This is a genomic window from Frankia sp. RB5 (genome assembly GCF_059816245.1).
The window spans coordinates 1-22,890 of record NZ_JCBATA010000046.1; the positions used below are offsets into that span (position 1 = coordinate 1).

The following is a 22,890-nucleotide window of genomic DNA, read 5'->3' on the forward strand; positions in this document are numbered from 1 at the left end:
GGGGCCGGCACCCGGCGCCGGCATCCGGCCCGCCCCGAGCGGGGGCCGGGGGCGGGACGGCGCCGGCTGCCGGCCCCCGGGACCATCGCCCGCTGGGCGCTGCTCGCGGTCGGCATCGCGGCCGCCCTGCTGCCGTTCGTCTGGATGCTGCGGACCGCGCTCGGGCCGCCGCAGACCGCGCTCAGCCTGAACTCCAATCCACTGCCGTCCGAGGTGCACCTCGACTCGTTCCGGCGGGCGTGGCAGGACGCCGACCTGGGGTCGGCCCTGGTGACCGGGGTGGGGGTGAGCCTCGCGATCCTCGCGCTGCAGCTGGCCACCGCGATCCCCGCCGCCTACGCCTTCGCCTGCCTGCGCTTTCGCGGCCGCGCCGCGGCGTTCGGCATGGTGCTGGCCACCCTGCTGGTGCCGTCACAGATCACGGCGGTGCCGAACTACGTGACGATCTCCGCCCTCGGCCTCGCCGACACGAGAATCGGCCTCGTCCTGCCGTTCATGACCCAGGCCGGCATGATCTTCATGCTCCGCCAGTACATGACGACGATTCCGGCGTCCGTCCTCGACGCCGCCCGGATTGACGGGCTGGGCACGTGGCGGACGCTGCGCTCGATCGTCGTCCCGCTTGCCGCGCCGGCGATCGCGACGGTGTCGGTGTTCAGCTTCCTGCTGTCCTACAACGAGTACCTGTGGCCGCTGCTGGTCGCCCGTTCGCCCGGGATCGCCACCCCGCCGCTGGCCCTCGCCCGCCTGCTGACGGACTCCTCGTCGATCATTCCCGACTTCGCCGAACTGGCCGCGGCGGCACTGGTCATCAGCCTGCCGTCGCTCGCCGTCTTCGTCATCGCCCAACGTCGTCTTGCCACCGGGATCGCCGGCACCGGCGCCGGAGCCTGAGAGGAACCCCCGCCTGATGCGCATGCGTCGAACCCTGCCGACGGTCGTCGCCCTCGGCATGATCGTCCTCACGGCCTGCGGCGGGGGCGGGGGCTCGTCCAACCCCGCCGACGACGTGCGCCCGACGGCCCGCACGGCGGACGCTGGCGTCGCGGGCGTGGCCGGGGCGACGGCGTCGCCCGAATGCGCCGCCAGGGTGAAGACTCTGCGGATGGCGGCCGTCGGCACGCTCAACGACGTCGCGAAGTCCGGCAAGGCGTACATGGAGAAGGCACACCCCGGCCTGACCGTCGAGCTGACCGCGACCGCCCCGGACTACAGCGCGCTCGTCCAGCAGATCAGCGCCGACCGCTCGGCCGGCCGGACCGCCGACGTCGCCGTCGCCGGCTTCGACCAGCTGCCCGTCTACGCCCGCCAGCTCGGCGCCCAGGTGCTCTCACCGTCGCTGCTGCGTCCGACCTACGACCAGCGCCTGCTGCGCCTGGGCACGGTCGACGGCAAGCTCGTCGGCATCCCCCAGCAGGTCTCCACGCTCGCGCTGGTGTACAACCTCGACATCCTGCAGAAGGCCGGCGTCGACCCGAAGACGCTCACCACGACCGACGGCGTCATCGCCGCCGCGGACAAGATCAAGGCATCCGGGCAGAACGTCCAGCCGATCGACCTGCCGACCGGCCAGCAGTTCGGTCAGTGGGTGCTCAACACGCTGGCCAGCTCGAAGGGCACGCCGATCCAGGACGCCGCCGGCCGCCCGGCGCTGACCACCCCCGCCGCCCGCGAGGCCGCGCAGTTCCTGGCGAAGGTCGGCACCTACGGCCCGCAGTCCGACGACCCGACCCAGCAGGGCCTGCTGCGCTTCGGTATCCGCCGGCAGGTCGCCATCACCGCGGTGACCGTCGCGTCGCTCGCCGGCGGTCTGAAGTTCATCGCCGACCAGGGGACGAAGGGGTTCCGCGCGGGCGCGATCCCGTTCCCGACGCTGCCCGGTGGCAGCCAGCACCCGGTCGCCGGCGGCAACGCGCTGACCGTGCTCGCCACCGATCGCTGCCAGCAGGAGATGGCGACCGAGCTGGTCGTCTCGCTGCTGTCGCCGGACGTGGTCGCCGCCAGCACCGAGGCGTTCAGCTACATTCCGGTGGACAGTCAGGCGATCAGTCAGCTCGGCCCGTTCTACGAGACCTACCCGCAGCTCAAGCCGTTCCTCGCGCTGACCGGCTCGTTGGTGAAGGCGCCCGTGTGGACCGGTGCCCGCGGCGGTGAGGTGCCCACCGCGCTGTCCAACCAGGTCGTGCGCATCACCCGTGGCGAGGATCCGGCCCGCACCCTGGCCGACGCCCAGACGCAGGCCGAGGAGCTGAACCGGTGAGCGCCCCGGTCGGTGAGGCGGCCGGCGGGAGGGCCGGCGAGGTGGCTGTCGGGGTCGCTGGTGCGGTGGTCGCTGGTGCGGTGGTCGGCGGTGCGGTGCTCGGCGGTGCGGTGGTCGGTGGGGTGCCGATCGAGTTCGACCGGGTCAGCCGGTCGTTCGGCGCCGTGGCCGCGCTGCGGGAGGTGTCGCTGTCGGTGCGGGCCGGCGAGATCGTCGCGCTGCTCGGGCCGTCCGGCTCGGGGAAGTCGACGCTGCTGCGGATCTGCGCCGGTCTCGACGAGCCGAGCTCCGGCGACCTGCGCTTCGACGGGACGAGCCAGCTCGGCGTGCCACCGCACCGCCGCGACGTGTCCATGGTGTTCCAGCACTTCGCGCTCTATCCGCACAAGACGGCGCTGGACAACCTGACTCTGGCGCTGCGCCACGGCCGGGGCCTGCCGAAGGCCGCCGCCGTCGCGCGGGCGCGGGAGACCCTCGACCTGCTCGGCATCTCCGAGCTCGCCGACCGCCGGCCCGCGGCGATGTCCGGCGGCCAGCGCCAGCGGGTGGCGATCGGCCGCGCGCTGGCCACCCGGTCCCGGGTCATCCTGCTGGACGAGCCGATGTCGGGGCTCGACGCGCAGCTGCGCGTCGACCTGCGGGTCGAGATCGTCGACCTGCTGCGCGGCCTGGGCACCACCGCCCTGTTCGTGACGCACGACCAGGCCGAGGCGATGGCCATCGGAGACCGGGTCGCCGTGCTCGGGGACGGGCGTCTCCAGCAGATCGGCACGCCCGACGAGGTCTACGACACGCCGGTGACCCGCTTCGTCGCGGGCTTCGTCGGCAGCCCGCCGATGAACATCTGGGACGGCCGCTTCGAGGCCGGACGGCTGCGCGGCGACGGCTTCGACGTGCCGGCGCCCGCGGGCGCGGTCGCGGTCGGTGTGCGCCCGGAGCACCTGACCCCTGACGGCGTTCCCGCGGCCCGCACCGGTTCCGGTTCCGTGGCGGACGGGCGGGAGGGGCGCGGTCCGCAGGGCGTGGACGATGCCGGGCTGGCGCTGGCCGGCCACATCGTCGTCGCCGAGCGACTCGGCGCCGAGCGGGCCGTGTACCTGCGCTGTGGCGGCCAGAAGGTCGCCATCCGCGTCGACGCCACGCTCGCGCCCACCCCCGGCTCCGCGGTGACGCTGCGCGCGCCGCGCTCCGCGCTGACCTTCTTCGACGCGGCGGGTGCCCGGCTCGCCTCGCTTCCGGGTGCGTAGATAGCAGAAATTTCGCATGCATCGGTTCAACCGGATATACGGCGCCGACCGATAACAATTGTTTGCCGGAATCCTCCGACAGTCGGTGCCCGATATTTTCGCGAAACGTGGACCAACGGCCCGTCCACTGTGATTTGCTGTCCGACAAACGCCCATCGACTGCGATGGTGGTGTCCGGTCGGATCGGTTCCGGCGGGTGCGGTGCGGTGGTTTTCCCCGAGTGCGTGGTGCGTCGTGATTGTGGCGGATGTGGTCTCCGGGGTGCGGCAGATGGCATGATCTTCGGTGTTTGGTGCCTCGGCGCATATACTGGTCGAGATTCGGGCATTCTCCGCGAAGATTCGGGCATTCCGGGCGACAACCGTGCAATCGTGGCTGCCAGTGGTCCGGGCGTGACCTCTGTGCACGCATCGCACCGGGGTCATCGCTAGGGACACCAAGATGTCGCGACATAGCGTTAGTGGGCGCTCACGGAATTGACCCCAGGAGATCTGACCCGAGGAGATCGTCGATGCTGACGGATAACGCGCACGCCTGCACACATCCGCTTGCATTCGTCCGCGCGCAGCGTGGTTGGTCCTATCAGCGGCTGGCCCGTGTGGTCGCTCGCCGCGCCCGTGACCTCGGGGTGGCGAACATGGCCGCCGAACGCCAGAAGGTCTGGCGCTGGGAGCACCGCGGTGTCGTTCCCGACCGTGTCTCCCAGCTCGCCCTGGCGGCCGAGCTCGGCGTGCCCAACGATCGTCTCGAGTCGCACCCCTGGCCCGCCTGGCTCCCCACCGGCGACGCCGTGCGCACCGAGTACCCCTGGACCGCCGGCGGCAGCGTCACCTCCCTCATGGACGTCGTCGAGGACGCCCTGTCCGACCGCCGCGGCTTCCTGACGATCACCGGCGTCGGCGCCACCGAGCTCGCCACCCAGTGGCTCGGGCTGGAGCCGGGGATGCTGGCCGCCGCGCTCGCCGGCGGCCGCGTCGACGACCAGATCGTCAACCGGATCGAACACAACATCCCCGGCCTGCGGGTGATGGACGAGCGTCTCGGCGGTGAGAGCGTGCGCCGCCTCGTCGACGCCGAGCTCGGGGTGGTCGCCGATCTGCTGGTCCGCGGCTCGTACACCGAGGTGGTCGGCCGGCACCTGCACACGGTCGCGGCGGAGCTCGCCCGCTTCGCCGGCTGGGTCTCCTTCGACGCCGGGTTCCACACGGCCGCGCAGCGCTACTGGATCACGGCGCTGCACGCCGCGCACACCGGCGGCGACCGGATGCTCGGGGCGAACGTGCTGAAGAACATGTCACTACAGTGCGTCGACTTCGCCCGCCCGCGGGAGGCGGTCGACCTCGCCGAGGCCGCCGTGGCCAGCCTCGGCCCCGTCACCGGCCGGGTCGGCGCGATGCTGCACATGCGCCGGGCCCGGGCACACGCCGCGATCGGGGAGTCCACCGCCTGCGCCGAGGCGCTCGCCCGCTCCGAGGAGGCGATGGACGAGGCCCGCCCGGAGGACCCGGCCTGGGCGGACTACTTCGACGAGGGCGAGTACCAGGCCCAGATCGGCAGCTGCTTCATCGACCTCGGCCACCTCATCCAGGCCGACCGGTGGCTGGAGCGGTCCCTCGCCGTCCTGCCCGCCGCCCGCGCCCGGGACCGGGCCACCTACCTGCTGCGCCGGGCCGCCGTCCAGATCGACCTGGGCAACGTCGACCAGGGCTGCGCGCTGACCCGGCAGGCACTGCCGATGCTGGAGGCGACCCGGTCCAAGCGCAACGCCCGCCGGGCCGACGAGCTGCGCCGACGTCTGCGCCGCCACAGCACCGACCCGGACGCCCGTGAGCTGGACCAGGCGCTGGCCCGCAGCTCCTGACCGGCGGCAGCTCGGCGACCTGCGGCCTTGCCGGGAGTCAGGAACGCAGAAGACGCCCGGCGGGGCGCTGGGGCGCCTGGACCGCCACCTCGCCGTCGGGATCGATCGCCGCCGCGAGGTCGGCGCCGTCCGGGTCGGTGACGACCAGGGCGGCGTCCGCCGGCACGGACCGCTTGACGATCGCCAGCGCGATCGGCCCGAGCTCGGCATGCGTCTCGGCGGTGCCGACGAAGCCGACCTCACGGCCGCCGGCCGTCACCGCCGACCCCCGCGCCGCCACCGCGCCGTCCAGATGCAGCAGGACGAGCCGGCGCGGCGGGCGGCCCAGATTGTGCACCCGGGCGACGGTCTCCTGACCGCGGTAGCAGCCCTTGTCCAGGTGCACGGCGCTGGTCAGCCAGCCCACCTCGTGCGGGATCGTGCGATGGTCGGTCTCGAAGCCCAGCCGGGGCCGGCGCGCCGCGATCCTTTCCGCCTCGAAGGCGGACAGCCCGGCGAGCACCGCGCCGGCGGCCCGCAGCCGCTCGACCGTCCCCGCGACGGCCGACCGCTCGACCAGCAGATCCACCCCGTACGGCATCCGTCGCACGAGCGTGCCGTCCGCCGCGCGGGCGACCGAGTAGGGGCCGCTGACCGGCGCGCCGGTCGGCTCGGGGGACAGCGGCTCGGGCAGGTCGAGGCGGCCAGGCGCGTCAGCCTGGCTGTCCGTGGTCGCACCGCCTGGTGCGGAAGCGGCCGGGTCGGCAGGGGCGAGGAGGACCGCGGCGACCGTGCGCGCCGCCGCCGGCCCGAGCACGCTCAGCACGGCCGTGTCCGCGCTGACGTCCACCGGCTCGACCCGCAGCAGGAACCGCATCGACTCCAGGTACCGCAGCAGCCCGGCGGCCGTCCCAGGCTCGACATCCACCCAGGTGGCGGCGCCGTCGTCGGCCAGGACGAGATGATGTTCCACGTGCCCCTGTGGCGACAGGACGAGCGCCTCGCTGCCGCGCATCGCGCCGAGCCCGGACAGATGCTGCGAGGTGATGCTGTGCAGCCAGCTCAGCCGGTCCGGCCCCGCGATGCGTATCACCGCCCGGTCCGACCGGTCTACAACGGCGGCCCCCGTGGCCATCGCCCGCTGCTCGCGCAGCGGATCGCCATAGTGAGCGGCGACCAGAGCGTCAGGCCCCGTGCCCGGCACCGCGCCAGGTAGGCCCAGCAGCGCGGAGCGAGTAGCGGGATCGGTGGGGGAGGGCAAGGGTGACCCTGCTGTCATGTTCCGAGTCTAGGCCCGGCAACCGAGCCCCGGCAGGCCCAGCAGTGGTGGCGCCCCGGCCGTCTTCCGTGGAGTGGCGCCCCGGCCGTCCGCGTCGAGCGGCCCCGCGCCCTGATCTTCTGCGACCGCGGTCAGGGATCCGCCCTACACGGCCTCGCGGCGGTTCGTGGCCGTGTTCTGGCAACGTCACGGCGGTTCGTGTCGCGAACACGGGGACAAACTGGACACGACACGCCGTATTCGCGACACGATGCCGCTGTCCCCTGCGCGCGCTTCCCGCCCATGGGAAGTCCGCCCCTCCTCGATGTTCCGGTTGACACCGACACCGGCGATGATCATGGGTGTCGGGTGTCGGGTGTCGGGTGTCGGGTGTCGGGTGTCGGGTGTCGGGTGTCCGGCGTCCCGGCTTCGGTGCGGACTCCTCAGGCCTGGCCGGGTCGGGGCTGTCCTGTTCCCGGACGGGGTGTTGCGATCGTCGCACTCGGCGCGCGGAAAAAGGCGTTGCGAGCCCCGGCCCGGGCCGCGTAGCGTCGTCGGTACACGAGAAGGGAGGTGGTCCAAACTTTGTATGCTCATAGGACTCGTGAGGTGACTGTCCGCTAGCCGGTCTCGTGGTCCTCACCTCTAGCCGGGTGGCCCACGGGCACCGGCACCGGCGAGTACCAGGCAGATCACCCGACCCCCGGGCTGCCGTCGACAAGTCCCGACGGCCCGTTGTCCGCATCGCGCGGCGACGGAGGCACCCGGGGGTCGCTCGTTTTCCGGGACTGTTCCCTTCGCCCGGACCGTTCCCTTCGCCGGACCGCTTCCTTCTCCCGGAACCGCTCCCTTCGCCGACTACCCGTCGGGTGATGTCCTCGCCTGCGGGCCGGTCGTGCCCGTCCGGGCCTGCGTGGCATGTCCCCTACCGGCCGTGACCGGCCATGACGCGGACGGACACCGGCAGGAACCGGCAATGCTGGCCGAGTCCCGGACCCACCAGGCAGGATCTCGGGTATGCCGACTCTCGTCCTGCTCCGCCACGGTGAGAGCAACTGGAACCGTGAGAACCTGTTCACCGGCTGGGTGGACGTCGACCTGTCCGAGAAGGGCCTGAAGGAAGCGACCCGCGGCGGTGAGCTGCTGCTCGAGGCGGGTGTCCTGCCGGACGTGGTGCACACGTCCGTGCTGACCAGGGCGATCCGCACCGCGTGGCTGGCGCTCGACGCCGCCGGCCGGACCTGGGTGCCGGTCCGGCGCTCCTGGCGGCTCAACGAGCGCCACTACGGAGGCCTGCAGGGCCTGAACAAGGCCGAGACGCTGGAGAAGTTCGGCGAGGAGCAGTTCCAGCTGTGGCGCCGCTCCTACGACACGCCGCCGCCGGAGATCGGCCCGGAGCAGGTCAGCGGGGTGGACGAGCGGTACGCCGACCTCGCCCCCGACCTCATCCCGCGCACCGAGTGCCTCGCCGACGTGGTCGTCCGGATGCTGCCGTACTGGTACGACGCGATCGTGCCGGACCTGCGCGCCGGGCGGACCGTCCTGGTCGCCGCGCACGGCAACTCGCTGCGGGCCCTCGTCAAGCACCTCGACCGGATCAGCGACACCGACATCGCCGGGCTGAACATCCCCACCGGTATCCCGCTGCGCTACGAACTCGACGACGATCTCGGCGTCGTCAGCTCCGGGTACCTCGACCCGGACGCCGCCGCCACCGCCGCGGCGGCCGTCGCCGCCCAGGGCTCGAAGAAGTAGCGCGAGACATGCCGCCAGGCCCGCGCGTCGTCGCGGGCCTGGGTCAGGTTCCCTCAGGAGGCGGCGTTCTCCCCGGTGACCAGATAGATCACCCGGCGGGCCACGGAGACCGCGTGGTCGGCGTAGCGCTCGTAGTAGCGCCCGCACAGGGTGATGTCGATGGCCGCCTCCATGCCGTGCGGCCAGGGCTTCTCGATCAGCACGTGGAACAGCGCGCGGTGCAGGCCGTCCATCGCGTCGTCGTCGGCCTCGAGCTGCTTGGCGAGGTCGGTGTCCCGGCTGGCGATCACCGAGCCGGCCTTGGCGACGATGCGCTGCGCGACCTGGCCCATCTCCAGCAGGTTGGCCCGCAGCTCCGGCGGGACCGCCCGGCCGGGGTAGCGGCGGCGCGCGACCTTCGCCACGTGCAGGGCGAGGTCGCCCATGCGCTCCAGATCGGCGACGATGCGCAGCGTGGTGACCATCATCCGCAGGTCGGTCGCGACCGGCGCCTGGCGGGCCATGACGTCGAAGGCCCGCTCCTCGATCTCGTTGCGCAGCAGGTCGACAGTCTCGTCCCCGCTGATCACGTTCTCGGCGAGCTGGAGATCGGCGTCGAGGAGAGCGGTCGTCGCCCGCGCCATGGCCGAGGCGACCAGGTTGGTCATCTCGATCAGTGACTGGTTGATGCTCTCGAGTTCGTCGGTGAAGGCGTCCCGCACGGACGGCTCCTTCTCTTCGATGATGGTTCGTGGGGCAGCAGGGGTGGTTCAGGTGGGACGTCGAACTATGCGTGGATCCATCTGATCACGGGAACGGCGACGGTAGGCGCGCCGAAACTCGACGATGATGCGCACCTCTCGCGGTTCGGTGAACATCGACGATAGATCCGATGAACAACGGGCGACGATCGGCGCTGAAGGCTTGCAGGGCGATGCCCGCATGGCATGGCGGCACCTAGCATGCGGCGGGTGGGTGACAGGTCGGTAGATGCCGTGACAACCCGTGCACACTACGTCGAGTTATCCCTCACCGTCGGCCGGCTCGACACCATGGATGGACAATGACGCTGGTACCCGGGAGGACATCCCCCCATTCCGCGCCTACCGGGCCGGATGGTGGTGCTGACGAGGGCGCCGTCCTGCCGGCCAGGCTGGTCCGCAGGGTGCTCTCCGGACTGCCGACCGGGCTGGTCGTGCTTGACTCGGCCGACCGCGTGGTCATGGTCAACACGGTCGCCCGCCGGATGGGCGTGGTCCGCCAGGACGAGCTCGCCCTCGCCGAGCTGGCCGAGCTGGTTCGCGCCACCCGGCTCGCCGGCAGCGACCGTGAGCGCCAGATCGACCTGCCGCCGGTGCCCGAACCGCCGCTCACCCGGCCGCGACCGGACCAGAAGGCGCTCGCGGTGCGCACCCGGGCGCGCATCCTGGACTCGGCCGGTCATGTTGCTGTCATCCTGGATGACATCACGGAGTCACGCCGGGTCGAGGCGGTGCGGCGGGACTTCGTCGCCAACGTCAGCCACGAGCTCAAGACCCCGGTCGGCGCGCTGCATGTGCTCGCGGAAGCGGTCGCCGCGGCCAGCGAGGACCCGGTGGCGGTGCGCCGGTTCGCCTCCCGGATGACGCACGAGTCCGCCCGCCTCGCCCGGCTCGTCCAGGAGATCATCGACCTGTCCCGGCTGCAGGGCGCGGAGCCGCTGCCCGACCTGCGCCCGCTGCCGACGGCGGAGCTGCTCACCGAGGCGGTCGACCGCACCCGGCTGGCCGCGCAGGCCCACGCGATCTCCGTCGCCGTCATCGGCGACGGCGGGCTGCGCGTGCTCGGCGACGAGAACCAGCTGGTCACCGCGGTGGCGAATCTGCTGGACAACGCGATCAGCTACTCGCCGCGGGGCACCCGCGTCGTGCTCGGCGTCCGCCGCAGCGGGCGCACGGTCGAGATCTCCGTCGCCGACGAGGGCATCGGCATCTCCGAGCGGGATCTGGAGCGGGTGTTCGAACGGTTCTACCGGGCGGACCCGGCCCGCTCCCGGGCGACCGGCGGCACCGGGCTGGGGCTGGCGATCGTCAAGCACATCGCCACCAACCACGGCGGGACGGTCACGGTCTGGAGCGCCGAGGGCGCCGGGTCGACGTTCACCCTGCGACTGCCGCTGTTCACCGACGACCCCGCCGCCGTCGCCCCCGCCGAGGAGCATGACGTGGCCGAGACGGCCGAGACGGTCGAGACGGCCGGCGTGGACGGCTCCGGTGGGGAAGCCGGTTCCGGTTCCGGCGAGGTGGCCAGCTCCGGTGCGGCGGGCCGCGCGGCCGAGGCGCCCGGTTCCGGTGGGACGCCCGAGGCGGGCGGCGTGGAGGTGCCGGCCGGTTCCGGCGCCACCGACGAGTTCGGCGATGTTCCTGACGACCATGACGCCAGGGGTGATCATGGCGGGCGGGGCGTCGTTGCCAGCGCACGGTCCGGGTCGGCCGGTCCGTCCGAGGTGACAGGGGAAAACAGGTGACCCGGCTGCTCGTGGTCGAGGACGAGGAGTCCTTCTCCGATGCGTTGTCGTTCATGCTCGAACGGGAGGGCTTCGAAGTGGGGGTCGTCGCCGACGGCCCCAGCGCGCTGGCCGAGTTCGACCGCCGTGGCGCGGACCTCGTCCTGCTCGACCTCATGCTGCCCGGCCTGTCCGGTACCGAGGTGTGCCGCACCCTGCGGACCCGCTCCAGCGTGCCGATCATCATGCTGACCGCCCGGGACAGCGAGATCGACAAGGTGCTCGGCCTGGAGCTCGGCGCGGACGACTACGTCACCAAGCCGTTCTCGGCCCGGGAGCTCGTCGCCCGGATCCGGGCGGTGCTGCGCCGCCGCTCGGAGACCGAGGAGGTCACGGAGGCGACGCTGGAGGCCGGCCCGGTCCGGATGGACGTGGAGCGCCACGTCGTCACGGTCGACGGCACCACGGTGACGCTCCCGCTCAAGGAGTTCGAGCTGCTCGAGATGTTCCTGCGCAACGCCGGTCGGGTACTGACGCGTGGCCAGCTGATCGACCGGGTGTGGGGATCGGACTACGTCGGGGACACGAAGACCCTCGACGTACATGTCAAGAGGCTTCGGACGAAGATTGAGCGGGAACCCGGAAACCCGCGGCACCTGGTGACGGTGCGGGGGCTGGGCTACAAGTTCGAGCCGTGACCTCAGGGGTCACGCTCTGAGGGGGCGGTGGTCAGGTGCTCGGTGGTGTGCGCCCGGGGGGGTGGTTCCCGCTCGGGACCCACCGTGCGAGCTCCTCGTCCGGGGCTGCCTCGGCCAGGAAGGCGCTGGTCAGGGCTTCGTCAGACGGGGAGACGCCGGCAGGGGAGGAGACCGGCGCGCCGCCGGGGGAGGCTCCCGCCGAGGGCGTCCCCGCCGGGGACGCCGCGGGCGGGGATGGCGTCGTGGCCGGAGAGGTTCTGGCGGTGGGCGTGGCGGGTGTGGCGGCACCGTCCGGGGAGGTCGCGGTCGGTGACGTGCTGGCGCCCGGCGTGCTGGCCCCGGGCGCGCCGGCCCGGCGGGCCGCGGTCGACGTCAGCCCACTACCCGCCGGGCCGCATCCGGGACCGATGCGCCTCGGTGTGATCGACATCGGGTCGAACACGGTCCACCTGCTGGTCGTCGACGCGCACCGGGGCGGGCAGCCGCAGCCGGCGGCGAGTGTGCGGGTGCCGTTGCGGCTGGTCGAGCTGCTGGAGGCCGACGGGTCGCTCGGGCCCGAGGGCGAGCAGGCGCTCACCGCGTGCGTGCTGGACATGCGCCAGCAGGCGGACGCGCTCGGCGTCCACGACCTCGCCGCCTTCGCGACGTCGGCGCTGCGCGAGGCGAGCAACGGCGAACAGGTGCTCGACCGGGTCAAGGGCGCGACGGGCGTCGCTATCGGGATGCTGTCGGGGGAGGAGGAGGCCCGGCTCACCTTCCTCGCCGTGCGGCGCTGGTTCGGCTGGAGTGCCGGGCGGCTGCTGGCGCTCGACATCGGCGGCGGCTCGCTGGAGATCGGTGCCGGCATGCACGAGGACCCGGAGGTGGTGGCGTCGCTGCCGCTCGGCGCGAGCCGGCTGACCCGGGACTGGCTGGCCGCGGGCGATCCGCCGAAGCGGGGCGAGCTCGCCGAGCTTCGCCGCTACGTTCGCGCCCAGATCGCGCCGGTCGTCGGCACGATCTACCACCTCGGCGAGCACACCCGGGCCGTCGCGACGTCGAAGACGTTTCGCTCGCTGGCCCGCATCGCCGGCGCCGAGCCGTACAGCCGTGGGCCCTACACCCGGCGCGTGCTGCGGCGCGACGACGTGGCGGAGGTGGTCGCCCGGCTGGCCCGGATGCCCGCGCAGGAGCGGGCGGCGCTGCCGGGCGTGTCGGCGTCGCGGGCGGGGCAGCTGCTCGCCGGCGCCGTGGTGGCGGCCGAGGCGCTCGACCTGTTCAGCGTCGAGGAGGCGGAGATCTGCCCGTGGGCGCTGCGGGAGGGTGTGATCCTGCGGCGGCTGGACTGGCTCACCTCGGGCTGACCGGGTGTTTGTCACGACGCCCAAAAGGGACATTTGGGTTGCCGATATCGGATGCCGGCGAGACGATTGTCGGATGTGGCCGCTGTCACGCGCGATGTGGGGATCCGCACCCTCGTCCGCCCGCCATCTCCCCGGGCGAACCCGCGGAGATGGCCTAGCCTTGGTGAGGGGGTCGGCCGGCAGGCCCGGCCGCCGGATCGCACGGCAGGGAGATGGATTGCGGGTGTGGCGGGAGAGCACACGGCCGGTTCCGCCGGTCGTGATGACGCCCGACCCGTCACCGGAGCAGCCCCTGGCCGACGGCGACGGGCCGGGCGACGCGTCCAGCGCCCCGGGCGCCACCCCTGCCACCGGCCGCACGACCGGGTCGATCATCGCCTCGCCGCGGGTGGCGCCGCGGGCCACGCCGCGCCCGAACGCTGCGGCGGCGCGGGTCGCGCTGTCCACCGCGTCGACCTATCCCGAGTCGACGGCGTCGGCCTTCGAGATGGCCGCCCGGCTCGGGTACGACGGCGTGGAGATCATGGTCTGGACCGATCCGGTCAGCCAGGATCCGCAGGCGCTGCGCCGTCTCGTCGACTATCACGGCATCCCGATCCTCGCGATCCACGCGCCCTGCCTGCTGCTCACCCAGCGGGTGTGGGGTACTGACCCGTGGGCGAAGCTGGTCCGCGCCCGCACGGTGGCCGAGTCCCTCGACGCGCCCACCGTCGTCGTCCACCCGCCGTTTCGCTGGCAGCGGGACTACGCCCGCGAGTTCGTGACCGGCATCGAGCGGATGGCCGGGGAGACCGACATCCGCTTCGCCGTGGAGAACATGTTCCCGCTGCGGGCCCGGGGCAGGGAGGTCTCCGCCTACGCGCCGGACTGGTCGCCCGTCGAGGACGACTACGCCCACGTCACCCTCGACCTGTCGCACACCAGCGTGTCGCGCTCCGACCCGATGGCGATGGCCGGTGAGCTCGGGGAGCGGCTGGTCCACGTGCACATGGCCGACGGCGTCGGCTCGGCCAAGGACGAGCACCTCGTCCCCGGCCGCGGCACGCAGCCCTGCGCCGACCTGCTGGAACTGCTTGCCATCCGCGGGTTCGACGGCACGATCGTCGTCGAGATCAACACGCGGCGCGCCGAGTCGCGCGCGCAGCGGGAGGCCGACCTCGCGGAGGCGCTGGCGTTCACCCGGTTGCACTTCGCCGCGCCCTCGGTCGCGGGACTGAGCCTCCCGCAGGGCTGACAGTGCCGCCCGGAGGCTGACAGGGCCGCCGCGGATCGGCACCATGTGCGGTGTGACACACGGTCGTATCCCCACCGGCTCGTTGTTCGACCCGTTGGCGGACGCCTACGCGGCGGCGCGTCCGGGGTACCCGGAGCATGTCCTCACCGACATCGAACGCATCCTCGGCCGGCCGCTCGCCGGCGCGGACGTCGTCGACGTGGGGGCGGGCACCGGTATCGCCACCCGCCTGCTGCGCGATCGCGGCGCGCGGGTCGTCGCGGTGGAGCCCGGCACGGCGATGCTCGCCCGCCTGCTGGAGCGCACTCCCGACCTGCCGGCGCTGCGCGGCGACGGGGAGGCGCTGCCGTTTCGGGACTCGGTGGCCGATCTGATCACCTACGCGCAGGCTTGGCACTGGGTGGACGTGCCGGTCGCCGCGGCGCAGGCCGCCCGGGTGCTGCGCCCCGGCGGCGCGCTCGCGGTGTGGTGGAACGACGTCGACGCGCCGGACGCGCGCTGGTGGCAGCGGCAGCAGGAGCGCCTGGAACGGATGAGCCCGGGCTATCGTCGGGACTACCGCCGGCGGCCCTTCGCCGACGAGCTGCGCTGGACGGGTCACTTCGACGAGGTGGTCACGCTCACCGGGCGCTGGGCGCGTCGCATCGGAATTGACGACTATCTGATCTGGCAGCGTTCCAGGTCCTACGTCGCGGCAATCGGTGATCGTCTCGACGACTTTCTGGACGCCGAGCGGCGCACCGTCCTGCGGGCCTTTCCCGACGGCATCGTCGTCGAACCGTTCCGTACCCTGCTCGTGATAGCCCGCACACCCCTCGACTGAACACGGGGCGGCCGGCCGGCCGATCGCCGGGGCCCGCTGATCGTTTCTCCGCCGACCAGCGGTAACGCGTTGTCGCGCGACATGCATTCTAGGTAATGATGTGGGGACTGTTGGTAATTGCTGTGGTGTTGTCGCATTGCGGACGGCACACCCGCGTTCGGGGCGTTTTACCGATCCGTTAGTCTTGCGGCGTTCGTGGGGTGGTGTCGTACTTTGCAGGCGTAGCGGGACGATGGGGGAGCCGGTCTGGGCCGGCGACCGTGGACTGCGCCACCGCCGGGACGGCCAGTTCCGGCACCACGTCACCCCCGAGGGGCCGCCGACCGCCGGCGTGCTGGAGAGGGAGGCGACGGTCGTCATGCGGCATGCTGCGGATCGGGACGAGGCGACCGACCTACCCTCGGCGACCACTGGACGCAGGCGCGGCAGGGACCCCTACCCGCCCGAACCGCGCGCCGCGGCCGCACGCCCGGCGGGCCGCCGCCCGACGAACCCGCGGGCGACCGATCCGTACTCCTCGGACGTGCGCCCGGCGGGCCGGCGAGACCCGGACCCGCGTCAGGTGGCCAGGCACGACGCGGACGCGCACGACGCGGACGATCATGGGGCGGACGAGCACGGGGCGGACTCGCGATCCGCGCAGCGGCACCCGTCGCAGCCGCGCGCGGCGCGGCGGCGCGCGTCCGAGGCGCCGGTGGGGGGCCAACCGGTGGCGCCGGCACGTCCCGGGGCCGGCCTCTCGGCCGGGGATCTGGCGGCGAAGTTCGCCTACAATCCCGCGCTCGACGGCATGCGGGTGATCTGCATCTACATCATCCTTGCCGGCCACATGGGCGCCATCCACGCCAGCAACGTCGCCGTCGACATGTTCTTCGTGCTGAGCGGCTTTCTGATCACGGCGTTGCTGCTCGCCGAGCGCAGCCGGACGGGGACGGTCTCGATCGGCCGATTCCTGGTGCGCCGCGCGTTCCGGCTCATGCCCGCGATGTGGGTCTACCTCCTTGTCGGACTAGCCGTCACCGTCGCGTTCAAATGGAATGACATCGCCTTCCGGAACGACTACCTCGGCAGCGCGGTGTCCGCCTTCTTCAACGTCAACAACTGGTACAAGGTGCTGCACCCGGCGGCGGGTGGGCGCTGGCTGGCGCACGTCTGGTCGCTGTCCCTGGAGGAGCAGTTCTACCTGCTCTGGCCGGGCCTGTTCGTGCTCGTCACCCGGTCCGAGCGGCTGCGCCCGCACCTGGCCCGGATTCTGGTCGCCATGATCGTGATCGTCGCCGCGTGGACCTACCTGGTGGCGAGCCGAGGCGCGCCGCACTCCCGGATCTATCTCGCGCTGGACACCCATGTCGCGCCGCTCCTGGTCGGGTGCCTGACCGCGGTGTGGCGGGAGAACCGGCTGCGCGCGCTGGCCCGCGACGAGGACCTGGCGGAGGAGCCCGGCGCCGGGGGGCGACGGCGGCGGGCGAGGTCCGGCCGCGCGGACACCGGCGGAGGCAGGGCGGGCGGCACGGCGGCGGGTGCCGCGGTCCGGGCGGCCGCGGTGGGCCGCTGGCGCGCCGGCGGGATCATCGCGGCGCTCGGCCCGGTGGCCGCGGTCTGCCTGGTGTTCTTCGCCTTCCTCGGGCCCAACAAGGACGGCCTGCGGTCGAACTGGCTGGACCACGCCGCCTACCTGCCGAGCGCCGCACTCGCCGCGATCATCGTCCTCAGTGCCGATCTGCGCCGGGACGCCGCCTGGGTCCGTCTCGTCGGCCGGCCGAGGATGGCCTTCCTCGGGAAGATCACGTTCAGCATCTACCTGTGGCACTATCCGGTGATCTCCGCGGCCAACGGCCAGTTGGTGCCGCGGATCGGGCTGTGGCCATCGGTGGTCTGCGCGGCGGCCGCGAGCACGTTCGTCGCGTACTTCTCGAACCGTTTCATCGAGAAGCCCGCCCAGCGCGCTCGGCCGAAGTGGGCCGACACCCCACGCGGGCCGGCCCCCAGCGCGGTGCCCGCCGCCCGGCCGGCGCCCGAGCCGCTCGACCTCGCACCGGTCTCGATCGACCGCGGCGGGGACTCCGAGGACACCGCCTGGCTGAACCTCGGCGCCCGGCGCGGCACCCGCCCGTCCGGGCCAGGCGGTCGGGACCGTGCCACGGCCGACGGACGAGCCCGCGGCGGTGATGGTTGGGACGACCGCGCCCCGGCGCTGGCCGGTCCGGGCGACGGCGCCGAGTGGGCCGGGTCCGCCGCCCGGGGCTGGGACGGCGACCGCGCCGCGGATCACTGGGCCGCCGGTCCGGGATGGGCCGACGAGCAGGGTTGGGGTGCTCGCCAGGGTTGGGCCGATGAGCAGGGTCGGGCCGATGGACAGAGCCAGGTCCATGGGCAGGGCCAGGTCGATGGGCAGGGGCGGGGCGCGGGACAGTGGCGGGACGCCGGGCAGGACGGCGACCGCGACGACCGGGATCTCGTCGATTCCCGGGACGATCAGTACTCCGCCGGCGATGGGCGCTTGGCGCACAGCCCGTACCCGGACGATCCGTACGGCGCGAACGATCCGTACTCGCGGGCCGGCCGCCAAGCACCGGTCGACGCCCACGCGGCCGGTGGCCGACCCGCGCCCGGTGCCGCGTACGCGCCGGGCGGCCAGCCTGACCCGGCCGTCGGATACGCGCCGGGCGGCCAGTACGCGCCGGATGGCGGGTACGAGTCCGGCGACCAGTACGTGCCGAGCGGTCGGCAGGCGTCGGGGGGTCCCTACCCGCCGGTCGATCAGCACGCACCGGCTGGCCGGTACGCGTCGGGCGATCGGTACGGGCGGGGTGATCAGGACACCCCGCACGGCCAGTACGCGTCGGGCGATCGGTACGGGCCGGGTGGTCAGTACGCGTCGGGCGACGGGTACCCGCCGAGCGGTCCGCCCGCGGCGGATCCCTACCCGATGGACGACCGGCCGGCTCAGGACACCAGCTGGGACGCACGGCGGGCGGCGGCGGGCCACGGCGGCGCCGAGCGCGCGACGGACTTCTACGACCAGGACACCGACGGCCGCGCCGGCCCGCCCCGGGGCAGCTGGAACGACCGGGGCACCTGGGACGACCGGGGTACCTGGGACGACCGGGGTACCTGGGACGACCGGGGTACCTGGGACGACCGGGGCGCCGCGGGTCCGGACGACGACATCTGGGTCGACGAGGGGTACGCCCGGCCCTGGGCGGGCGGCGGCGAGGTGACCGGGCCGAGCCGTCCCCCGGCCGACCCCGCCTACGTCGACGAGGTCTACACCGGCGAACTGGTCCGGGAGGCCACCCCCGGCGGCTACCAGGGCCAGGACCGGCAGGCCGGCTGGGAACCGGTGCCGGAGCGGGATCCGCGTGCCCGGGCGGGCTGGCCGCCCGCACACGACGGATGGTCCGGCCAGGGCGGCGCCGCGCGCACCTGAGTCGCTCCTCGCCGCCCCGACCACCCCGCGGGGCGGTCGGCACCGTAACCTCCAAGGCCGATGGGTGGAACGCGGCGAGACGAGAGGGACCGGTGATGATTGTCGGGGTCATGGGCGCGGGACGGCTTGGCGGCGCGGTGCTCTCCGGCCTGCTGTCCAGCGGGCACGCTCCCGCGGACGTCGTCGTGGCCGAACGGGACGCGGCCCGGGCGAGCGAGGTCGCGACCCGGCACGGAGTGGAGGTCCACCCGCCGGCGACCGTCGCGGCGAAGGCGGACGTGCTGCTCATCGTCGTCAAGCCGCAGGACGTGGCGACCCTGCTGACGGAGGTCGCCCCGCAGGTGTCGGCCGGCACGCTGGTCGTGTCCCTCGCCGCCGGGGTGACCACGGCGGCGATCGAGGAGCGGCTGCCGTCCCACCCGCCGGTCATCCGGGTCATGACGAACACGCCGCTGCTCGTCGGGGAGGCGATGTCGGCGATCTGCGCGGGCCGGTACGCGGGCGCCGAGCACCTCGCGACCGCCCAGGGGCTGCTGGCGCCGGTCGGGCAGGTCACCCAGGTCTCCGAGGCCCAGCTCGACGCGGTCACGGCGCTGTCCGGCAGCGGGCCGGCCTATTTCTTCTACCTGGTCGACGCCATGATCGAGGCGGGTGTACTGCTCGGCCTGCCGCGGGCACTGGCCGCGCAGCTCATCACCCAGACCGCGCTCGGCTCGGCGCGGATGCTGCTGGACTCGGGCGAGCATCCCGCGATCCTGCGGGAGGCGGTGACCTCGCCGGGCGGGACGACCGTCGCGGCGCTGCGCGAACTCGACCGCCACGGCGTGCGCGCCGCGCTGCTGGACGCGCTGGAGGCCGCGAGCGACCGCTCCCGGGAGCTCGGCCGCGGATAGCGGCGGCAGCAGGTCGGCGTGTGCGGTCGCCGCGGCGGGTAGGCTCGCCCGGTAACTTCCTCAACATAGATCGGTCGGGTACGTGGGCTCTGTCATCAAGAAGCGTCGTAAGCGGATGGCCAAGAAGAAGCACCGCAAACTGCTGAAGCGCACGCGCGTCCAGCGTCGTAACAAGAAGTAGGCCAGCTCCGCCGCGTCCGCGCACCGGGTCGGAGCCCACTTACCTCGATGTATCGCTCTGCGTGCTTAATCGATTGCACTGTGGCAGGCTGGCGCCGCCAGAACGGTAGCCGCCAGGACGGTGGCAGAGCGACGCGCAGGCAGGTGAGTGGGATGACGGATTCGTGGATCAACTTCCTGTCCGACTACGGCGTGGACGACGCCTGCGTCGGGGTGTGCCACGGTGTGATCGCGCGGCACGCCCCGTCCGCGCGCGTTCTCGACGTCTGTCACTCGATCGCGCCGCAGGACGTGGAGCATGCCGCGATCACGCTGGCCGGAGCCGTCGGCTACCTGCCGAAGGGCATCCACCTCGTGGTCGTCGAGCGGTTGGACGCGGACGGCTACACCCGTGGCGTCGCGGTCCGGACGGTGGACGGCTCGGTCTTCGTCGGCCCGGACAACGGGGTCGCATCCCTCGCCTGGGACGCGATCGGCGGCATCGAGGCCGTCCACGAGATCGCCAACCGGGACCTGTGGCTGCCGCTGCCCACCGCGGTCTTCCGTGGGCGGGACGTGTACGCCCCGGTCGCGGCGCGGCTCGCGGGGGGCCTGCCGATGACCGACGTCGGCCCCGCGCTCGATCCCGCTGGCCTGACCGTGTTCCGGCCGCGGGTGTGCACCGTCGATGACGACCACGTCCATGGCGAGGTCGTGTCCATCGACCATTTCGGCAACCTCTCGCTCAACATGACGCGGGTCGACCTCGAGGCCGCCGGCATCCTGCTCGGCGATCCGGTCGAGGTGCGGGCGGGGACCCGGGTCATGCGGCTGACCTTCACCCACACCTACGGCGAGGTGCCGCGCGGCGGCGTCACCGTGTGCGAGGACGCGCTGCGCCGGGTGATGATCGCGGTGAACTGCGGCCGGGCCTCCGAGGCCCTCCGCCTGCGCCGCCAGGACGCCGTCGTCGTCGGTCAGCTCCCTCGTGACCCCTCGGGTTTCCGCATTGTCCAGAATCTGCCGCTACCCGCCTAAAGTTGATTACCCTTCGTAGTTGACGCGCCGAACGTTCTCACGCTGCGCAGCGATTGCGGCGAGTTCGGGCGTACGATGACCGACGGAGCCAGGGGCTCGGGAGGTTCCGGGAGTTCCGGGTGTCCGCGGGTCAGACCGGCCCGCGCTGGCACGAGTGCGGGGCGCCGGGAAGGCCGTCGCGGGGAGACAGATCGATGAGACCACGCCGAGTGCTGGTGACGGGTGTCGCGCGTCCCCTCGGCGCGCAGGCAGCCACCGCGCTGGCCGCCGATCCCGACATCGAGTCGGTCGTCGGCGTCGACACGGTCACCCCCGACGCCGACCTCGGCCGCACCCGGTTCGTCCGTGCCGACATCCGCCACCCGCTGATCGCCAAGGTGATCTCCACCGCGGAGATCGACACGGTGCTGCACCTCAACGTCATCGCGACCCCGCTCGGCGCGGGCGGGCGCACCGCGATGAAGGAGATCAACGTCATCGGCACCATGCAGCTGCTCGCCGCCTGCCAGAAGGCCCGCAGCGTCAGCAAGCTGGTGGTGAAGTCGACGACGTCGATCTACGGCTCCTCCGCGCGGGACCCGGCGCTGTTCGCCGAGGACACCGAGCCGCGCTCGCTGCCCACCGCCGGGTACGCGAAGGACGCGGTCGAGGTCGAGGGCTACGTCCGTGGGTTCAGCCGGCGCCGCCCCGACATCGCCGTCACCGTCCTGCGGTTCACCAACGTCCTCGGCCCGCAGTCGGACAGCCCGCTCGCCCGCTACCTGGACCTGCCCGTCGTGCCCACCGTGCTCGGCTTCGACCCGCGCATCCAGCTGCTGCACTCCGACGACGCCCTGGCCGTGCTCCTGCGCGCGGCCCGCGGCTCGCACGCCGGCACGTTCAACGTCGCCGGGGAGGGCGTCCTGCTGCTGTCCCAGGCGATCCGGCGGGCGGGCCGGGCCAACCTGCCGGTGCCGTTCCCGGCGATCGGGATGCTCGGCGGGGTGGCCCGCCGGCTGCGGCTCGTCGACTTCTCCGCCGAGCAGCTCGACCTGCTGGCCCATGGCCGCGCCGTCGACACCGAACGACTGGTCTCGGTGTTCGGCTACCGACCCCGGTACTCGACCGTGGAGACGTTCGACAACTTCGTCCAGCATCGTGACCTGCGCTTCACCCTCGACCACGAGCTGGTGTCCCGCGTTGAGCATGGCCTGACCGGCTCGCTGCGCCGCCGCTGGCTGATGGGCTCGTCGTGACGTGCACGGCCCGGCGGTGCCCGTCATCCCCGCCCGTCACGCCGGCATCCCGGGAGAGGCCCTGATCTATGCCCAGCCGTGACGAGGACGCGAAGATCATCCCGCTGCCCGGTGACGAGCGGTCCGGCTCGCCCGGCAGTCCCCACCCGTCGCGGCGGTCCGCCGGGCCTCGCGTGCCACCCCCGCCCTCCGCCGCTGCCCACAACGGGACCGCCCCGCGCGACGCCGCCGACCCGTCCGAGGCGGCGGAGCAGGGCGAGGAGGCCGACCTTCACGAGGGGGCCGACCTTCACGAGGGGGCCGACTCGCCCGAGGGTGCCGACTCGCCCGACGAGGCCGAGCGGTCCGGAGCGTCCCCGCGGGCCGCGGGCGACCTGGAGGCCGCCCTCGCCGGGGCGCTAGCCTTCCTGCGCCGGCGCATCACCGGCGACTACGTCGTCGACGAGCACGGCTTCGACGCGGACCTGACCGAGCACGTGATCGCCCCGCTGCTGCGGCCGCTGTACAAGGACTACTTCCGGGTCGAGACGCGGGGCCTGGAGAACATCCCCGACACCGGCGGGGCGCTCGTCGTCGCCAACCACTCCGGCACCCTGCCGATGGACGCGCTGATGATGGCGACGGCGATCCTCGACCACCATCCCGCCCATCGCAACCTGCGGATGCTCGCCGCGGACCTGGTGTTCGCCGTGCCGTTCCTCGCCCCGCTCGCCCGCAAGATCGGCAACACGCTCGCCTGCCAGCCCGACGCCGAGCGACTGCTGAACGCGGGTCACCTGGTGGGTGTGTGGCCGGAGGGGTTCAAGGGGGTCGGCAAGCCGTTCAGTGAGCGTTACACCCTGCAGCGGTTCGGCCGAGGCGGCTTCGTCTCCTCCGCGCTGCGCACCGGCGTGCCGATCATCCCCTGCACGATCGTCGGCGCCGAGGAGATCTACCCGATGATCGGCAACGCGAAGACGCTGGCCCGCCTGCTCGGCCTGCCGTATGTGCCGATCACCCCGACGTTCCCGTGGCTGGGCCTACTCGGCCTGATCCCGCTGCCCTCGAAGTGGATCATCGAGTTCGGCGAACCGGTGCCCACCGACACCTATCCCGCCGAGGCCGCCGACGACCCGCTGCTGGTCTTCGAACTCACCGACAGCATCCGCGAGACCATCCAGCACACCCTCTACAGCCTCCTGATGCAGCGCCGCTCGGTGTTCTTCTAGCGGCG

Annotated in this window: 18 protein-coding genes; 16 read left to right on the forward strand and 2 right to left on the reverse strand. The window is 72.8% G+C overall.

Annotated features, from left to right (window positions below; translation table 11 throughout):
* The 4 genes from AC6EXY_RS22345 to AC6EXY_RS22360 form a co-directional block, all read left to right on the forward strand.
* On the forward strand, positions 1-894 hold an 894-nt coding region (locus AC6EXY_RS22345; RefSeq protein WP_499842400.1), incomplete at its 5' end, for a carbohydrate ABC transporter permease.
* 13 nt (positions 895-907) lie between these two features.
* On the forward strand, positions 908-2,260 hold the full coding sequence (locus tag AC6EXY_RS22350; protein ID WP_101833413.1) for an extracellular solute-binding protein: 1,353 nt from the start codon (positions 908-910) through the stop codon (positions 2,258-2,260).
* 95 nt (positions 2,261-2,355) lie between these two features.
* The gene (locus AC6EXY_RS22355; protein WP_101833414.1) at positions 2,356-3,507 is read left to right on the forward strand and encodes an ABC transporter ATP-binding protein; all 1,152 of its coding nucleotides are present in this window, start codon (positions 2,356-2,358) and stop codon (positions 3,505-3,507) included.
* Between the two features lie 511 nt (positions 3,508-4,018).
* A complete protein-coding gene (locus AC6EXY_RS22360; protein WP_101833385.1) occupies positions 4,019-5,368 on the forward strand; it encodes an NsdA family TPR-like regulatory protein in 1,350 nt (449 codons plus the stop codon).
* A 37-nt stretch (positions 5,369-5,405) separates the two neighbouring features.
* Here the strand turns inward: AC6EXY_RS22360 and ygfZ are convergent, their stop codons facing one another.
* Complete coding sequence (gene ygfZ / locus AC6EXY_RS22365; RefSeq protein WP_101833386.1) at positions 5,406-6,626, reverse strand: CAF17-like 4Fe-4S cluster assembly/insertion protein YgfZ; 1,221 nt, start codon at positions 6,624-6,626, stop codon at positions 5,406-5,408.
* 996 nt (positions 6,627-7,622) lie between these two features.
* On the opposite strand from ygfZ, the gene AC6EXY_RS22370 reads away from it, so the two are divergent.
* Positions 7,623-8,360 (forward strand): phosphoglyceromutase, encoded by a 738-nt coding sequence (locus AC6EXY_RS22370; RefSeq protein ID WP_101833387.1) that lies wholly within the window; start codon positions 7,623-7,625, stop codon positions 8,358-8,360.
* A gap of 53 nt (positions 8,361-8,413) precedes the next feature.
* On the opposite strand, the gene phoU is transcribed toward AC6EXY_RS22370, so the two are convergent.
* Positions 8,414-9,061, reverse strand: a complete 648-nt coding sequence (gene phoU / locus AC6EXY_RS22375) for a phosphate signaling complex protein PhoU (protein ID WP_101833388.1) — start codon at positions 9,059-9,061, stop codon at positions 8,414-8,416.
* Positions 9,062-9,402: 341 nt separating this feature from the next.
* Between phoU and AC6EXY_RS22380 the strand changes: the two genes are divergently transcribed.
* The 11 genes from AC6EXY_RS22380 to AC6EXY_RS22430 all read left to right on the forward strand — a co-directional run bounded on the left by AC6EXY_RS22380 (position 9,403) and on the right by AC6EXY_RS22430 (position 22,885).
* On the forward strand, positions 9,403-10,845 hold the full coding sequence (locus tag AC6EXY_RS22380) for a sensor histidine kinase (protein ID WP_101833389.1): 1,443 nt from the start codon (positions 9,403-9,405) through the stop codon (positions 10,843-10,845).
* Positions 10,842-11,522, forward strand: coding sequence for a response regulator (locus AC6EXY_RS22385; RefSeq protein WP_101833390.1), 681 nt, complete (start codon positions 10,842-10,844; stop codon positions 11,520-11,522). Before AC6EXY_RS22380 ends, AC6EXY_RS22385 begins: the two co-directional genes overlap by 4 nt.
* 242 nt (positions 11,523-11,764) lie before the next feature.
* Positions 11,765-12,865, forward strand: coding sequence for a Ppx/GppA phosphatase family protein (locus AC6EXY_RS22390; RefSeq protein ID WP_499818053.1), 1,101 nt, complete (start codon positions 11,765-11,767; stop codon positions 12,863-12,865).
* Positions 12,866-13,127: 262 nt separating this feature from the next.
* On the forward strand, positions 13,128-14,099 hold the full coding sequence (locus AC6EXY_RS22395; protein ID WP_423748126.1) for a sugar phosphate isomerase/epimerase family protein: 972 nt from the start codon (positions 13,128-13,130) through the stop codon (positions 14,097-14,099).
* A gap of 43 nt (positions 14,100-14,142) precedes the next feature.
* The gene (locus AC6EXY_RS22400) at positions 14,143-14,922 is read left to right on the forward strand and encodes a class I SAM-dependent methyltransferase (protein WP_101833391.1); all 780 of its coding nucleotides are present in this window, start codon (positions 14,143-14,145) and stop codon (positions 14,920-14,922) included.
* Positions 14,923-15,154: 232 nt separating this feature from the next.
* Positions 15,155-18,352: an acyltransferase family protein gene (locus AC6EXY_RS22405; RefSeq protein ID WP_499818052.1), complete on the forward strand. Its 3,198-nt coding sequence runs from the start codon at positions 15,155-15,157 to the stop codon at positions 18,350-18,352.
* A 95-nt stretch (positions 18,353-18,447) separates the two neighbouring features.
* Positions 18,448-19,245: a pyrroline-5-carboxylate reductase gene (gene proC, locus AC6EXY_RS22410; protein WP_101833418.1), complete on the forward strand. Its 798-nt coding sequence runs from the start codon at positions 18,448-18,450 to the stop codon at positions 19,243-19,245.
* Positions 19,246-19,327: 82 nt separating this feature from the next.
* The gene (locus AC6EXY_RS22415) at positions 19,328-19,426 is read left to right on the forward strand and encodes a 30S ribosomal protein bS22 (protein WP_003948845.1); all 99 of its coding nucleotides are present in this window, start codon (positions 19,328-19,330) and stop codon (positions 19,424-19,426) included.
* Positions 19,427-19,578: 152 nt separating this feature from the next.
* Positions 19,579-20,442: an SAM hydrolase/SAM-dependent halogenase family protein gene (locus AC6EXY_RS22420; RefSeq protein WP_101833392.1), complete on the forward strand. Its 864-nt coding sequence runs from the start codon at positions 19,579-19,581 to the stop codon at positions 20,440-20,442.
* 194 nt (positions 20,443-20,636) lie between these two features.
* Positions 20,637-21,677, forward strand: coding sequence for an NAD-dependent epimerase/dehydratase family protein (locus AC6EXY_RS22425; protein WP_101833393.1), 1,041 nt, complete (start codon positions 20,637-20,639; stop codon positions 21,675-21,677).
* Between the two features lie 68 nt (positions 21,678-21,745).
* A complete protein-coding gene (locus AC6EXY_RS22430; RefSeq protein ID WP_499818051.1) occupies positions 21,746-22,885 on the forward strand; it encodes a lysophospholipid acyltransferase family protein in 1,140 nt (379 codons plus the stop codon).
* Positions 22,886-22,890: the final 5 nt, after the last annotated feature.